At 30.2% G+C, this 3,835-nt stretch carries 2 protein-coding genes and 2 pseudogenes; all 4 read left to right on the top strand.

Annotated features, from left to right (window positions below; genetic code table 11):
• The first annotated feature begins 252 nt into the window (after positions 1-252).
• The gene (locus tag IEV18_RS16500; protein ID WP_188393454.1) at positions 253-1,470 is read left to right on the top strand and encodes an oligosaccharide flippase family protein; all 1,218 of its coding nucleotides are present in this window, start codon (positions 253-255) and stop codon (positions 1,468-1,470) included.
• A gap of 35 nt (positions 1,471-1,505) precedes the next feature.
• Positions 1,506-2,357 (top strand): hypothetical protein, encoded by an 852-nt coding sequence (locus tag IEV18_RS16495; RefSeq protein WP_188393453.1) that lies wholly within the window; start codon positions 1,506-1,508, stop codon positions 2,355-2,357.
• Positions 2,357-3,493, top strand: a pseudogene (locus IEV18_RS16490) (nucleotide sugar dehydrogenase). The gene IEV18_RS16495 and the pseudogene IEV18_RS16490 overlap by 1 nt, the downstream one beginning before the upstream one ends.
• A gap of 11 nt (positions 3,494-3,504) precedes the next feature.
• Positions 3,505-3,741 (top strand): annotated as a pseudogene (locus IEV18_RS16485) (GDP-mannose 4,6-dehydratase); the annotation flags it as partial.
• Positions 3,742-3,835: the final 94 nt, after the last annotated feature.

Raw genomic sequence — 3,835 nt, 5'->3', positions numbered from 1 at the left:
TGTTCATAAACTTTTTTAAAATGAATAGGTGCAATCCATTTACTAAATGATGATAATCGTGTATTCTTGTCCATAATAAGTTCCTTTATATTGGATTTGGACAGGAAGCCACCTGTCCTATTCAGTATAAAGGATTTTTTTATGGACAAACTACTAAATAATTGAACATTCTTAGTATTTTTTGTTTTTAGATTTAATTTATGCAATGCTAGTGAAATAATAAATAAAAATAAAATGAAAGAATGTAGAAATATGTATAGACTTTTAAAAGGAATCTCTTGGATTTTCTTAGGAAATATTATTGCCTCATTGATAAAGTGGTTAATCCTTGTCTTAATAGCAAGGATTCTAACTCCATATGAAGTGGGGGCATATTCACTTGCATTTGCATTAACAGCACCAATAGCTTTATTTACTAATCTTAAGTTGCGTTCTCTTTATATAACAGAAAAAGATGCTTATTTTAGTGATTACTTATTTGCGAGGAATATTACAAGTATAATAGCTCTATTAGTTGTAGTAATCCTTGGTTTAACTTTATACCCCGAATATTTATTACTATTGATACTAGTGGGTCTGAACAAATTCTACGATTTGCATTCCGAATTATTTTATTCTCATCCACACATTTACAGTAAGTTTGGTGATATAGGGAAACTCATGATATTAAAGCATATAATACTAATTATTTTCTTTGCTTTTTCCCTTTATCTATCTAGAAGTTTAATATTTTCACTAGCAGTTCAGGCAGTTGTTCAAATACTAGTGTTCTATTTTATCGAAAAGAAAATTATAGAAATTAAGTATAGGGTAACTTATACCAAAGTAAATTACAGTAATGTAAACAAGATAATTAAACTAGGTCTACCTTTAGGATTATCGTTAATGATTGTTTCATTATACAATAATTTCCCTAGGTACATCCTTGAGTATTCTCATTCACAGGAGTTATTGGGATATTTCTCTGCAATTGCTTATATAGTAACAGCGGGGAATCTTTTAATGAGATCAGTTTCACAAAATTTCCTCCCAATATTAACAAGGTTGTTACAAAAAGGTAATGTAAGGAAATTTAAAGTATATGTATATGGTTATCTTCCAATATTTTCAACTATATTAGGTATTATATTGATTTTTGGTTCAAGTGTATTTGGGCGTTCATTACTTACATTTGTTTATGGAAGTGAGTATTCAGAATATATAGAGGTTTTAATTCTAATATCTATTGCAGTAACAATAAATTTTATAAGTTGGAACTTTGACACAGCTTTAATGGCAATGAGATATATTAGTATTCAACCAAAAATTTCTGTAGTTGTATTAATTGTAAGTATCGTTTTAAGTATATATTTAGTAAATAAATATAGTATTTATGGAGCTGCTATGACTATCATTGTTACTAATTTAGTCCAATTGATACTTAGGGTAGTTTTTGTTTTTTATGGCTTAAAAAAGTATAAGTATAAATAAGTTTTACCCAATTTTTTATAGAGTGAGGTAAAAATATGGTCAAAATTAAACATATAGATGATAGAACCAACGCAAAAAATAACCAGAAACCAATAATAAATATATTATGGACAGGCGGTTGGGACTCAACGTATAGAATAGTTGAATTATCTAGAAGGGTCTGTGTTGTTCAGCCTATTTATGTTTATGGTGATAATCGATTAAGTGAGAAATATGAAATAAATGCTATGTATAAAATATTAAAAGAACTAAGAAAAAAGCCAAGTACCAAGGCTGAATTTTTACCTATAAAATTTATAAATAAGAAGGATATTCCTGCAAACCAAGAAATAACAAATGCATATAACATAATTGCAAAAAATACAAATTTAGGTTCGCAACATGAATGGTTAGCAAGATTAGCATATTCATATCCAGGATTAGAATTAGGAACAGAAGCTTCTCCATTATCAATAAGTAACATCTTAAAGGCTATTAATCAATATGGAAAACTAATAAAGGACAAAAGCGGTGAGGGATATATCCTTGATCCTGTAGAAAGTTCTAACGAAGGTATATTAGTTTTGGGTAACTTTAAATTTCCAATAATTAAAAAGACTGGTAAGGACATGAAAAAAGATATTCAATCTTGGGGTTATGAGGATGTCATGAAGAATGTCTGGGTATGTCATACTCCTTTGTATGGAAAGCCCTGTGGATTATGCCATCCATGTGAACTAAAAATTGAGACAGGTATGAGTTTTTTATTAACTAGGTCTGCCGTAAAAAGATATAGAAATAGCAAGAAACCATTTTTTAGATACTTATATAAGTCTGAATTACTTTTAAATAAGGTAATAAAGAGATTATTTAGCAAAGTATTTGTAAAGAGGATGGATATTCAATGATGAAAATCACAGTAGCGGGCACAGAGGACGTTGCCTGTATAACGCTGTTTTACTTGCCCAATATAATGAAGTGATCGCACTTGATATTGTTCAAGAAAAGGTTGATATGTTAACAATAAAAAATCTCCGATTGCTGATAAAGAAATTGAACAATTTCTTTCTAAAAAAGACTTAAATCTTACCGCAACAACTGATAATAATACAGCATTTAAAGATACCAATTACATTGTTATCTCTACACCAACCAATTACGATCCGGTAAAAAAAAAATATTTCGATACAAGTTCAGACAGTTATTCAAAATGTGCTATCCATTTACCCCAAAGTGGTAATGGTGATAAAATCAATCATTCCGATAGGTTTTACAGAAAAAGTAAAAGAGAAATTTAATACCGATAATATTATCTTTTTACCTGAATTTTTAAGGAAAGGAAAAGTCCTCTATGACAATTAATTTCCCTCAAGGATTATAGTTGGAGAGAAGTCTGAGAGAGCGAAAGTGTTTGCAGATATGCTTGTAGAAGGCGCAATAAAGGAAGATGTTCCAGTATTATTTACTGATTCCACAGAAGCAGAAGCAATCTTTGGCAATAAGTGTTTCTTTCTTCAATGAGTTGGTACCTATGCCGAAATTATGGGTCTAAATACCTGACAGATTATTGAAGGTATAGAACTGGATCCACGTATAGGGGGTGCATTACAATAATCCGTCCTTTGGTTACGGAGGCTATTGTTTGCCAAAAGATACGAAGCAGCTGCTTGCGAAGGAATCCAAATATTATGATTCAGTCTATTGATGATACCAATGAAACAGGAAAGAACATATTGCAAATATAATTGCAAAACAAAATCCTAAAATGGTTGGTATTTATCGACTGACCTTGAAAGCAGAATCCAACAACTTCCATCAATCAACAATTCAAGGTGTTATGGAGCGATTGAGAAATAAAGAAAAAATTGAACTTATTATATATGAACCGATATTAACTGAACAACCCTATGAAGGTAATAAGGTGATAACCGATTTTAATGCTTTCAAACAAAGGCTGATGTAATTCTTGCGAATCGGTTGTCAAATGAATTGCAGGAAGTTTAAGAAAAAAGTATATTTGAGAGATGTTTATAGCAGCGACTAGGGGGATTGAAGATGAATAGCCAGCAAATTAATTCAAATAAAACATATTTAATAACAGGGGCAGCAGGTTTTATAGGCTGCTTTTTATCTAAAAGATTACTAGAACAGGGATGCAAGGTTATTGGTATAGATAATCTAAACGATTATTATGATGTAAGTTTGAAAGAGGACCGTCTAAAACTCTTAATGCCTTTTGACAGTTTTACTTTTATTAAAGAAGATATCTCTAATCCCGAGTTCGACAGTAAATAGGCACAAATTCACTTTTTAATAAAATGTATTTCCTATGATATCAATCTTTTCGTGGATTTGTGCTTAAAATTTTTTGAATTTTACATAGGCA

This window comes from Compostibacillus humi (assembly GCF_014637175.1).
Lineage (GTDB): Bacteria > Bacillota > Bacilli > Bacillales > Amphibacillaceae > Oceanobacillus > Oceanobacillus humi.
This window is presented reverse-complemented; position numbering and strand designations above follow the sequence as displayed.